Origin of the sequence: Priestia sp. SIMBA_032 (assembly GCF_046535215.1) — a bacterium.
Taxonomy (GTDB): Bacteria; Bacillota; Bacilli; order Bacillales; family Bacillaceae_H; genus Priestia; species Priestia aryabhattai.
Genome location: NZ_JAWRXD010001206.1, coordinates 1 through 250, shown reverse-complemented (window position 1 = coordinate 250; position 250 = coordinate 1). Strand labels below are relative to the sequence as shown.

The 250-nt window shown below is 38.4% G+C and carries 2 pseudogenes; both read left to right on the top strand.

From position 1 onward, the window contains the following. Positions 1 to 141: pseudogene (locus SB717_RS38150) on the top strand (DNA-binding response regulator); the annotation flags it as partial. Beyond that, positions 138 to 250 (top strand): annotated as a pseudogene (locus SB717_RS38145) (tripartite tricarboxylate transporter substrate binding protein); the annotation flags it as partial. The pseudogenes SB717_RS38150 and SB717_RS38145, both read left to right, overlap by 4 nt.

Below are 250 nucleotides of genomic sequence, written 5' to 3'. Positions count from 1 at the left end.
GGAGAACAAATGGGTGCCTCCAGAACAACCGCAAGAAGATATTTAGAATACTTAGTAGCGACAAAAGAATGCATAGTAGAATACACATATGGCATTATCGGACGACCAGAACGAAAATATCGAATAGGACGAGGACTATGAAAAAACTATTATTACTATGCATATGGATCATGACAGGAGTAATAGCTGGTTGTTCCTCAGAAACATCCCATACGAATATAGTGAACATCGACAAAGTAGAAATCGTTGC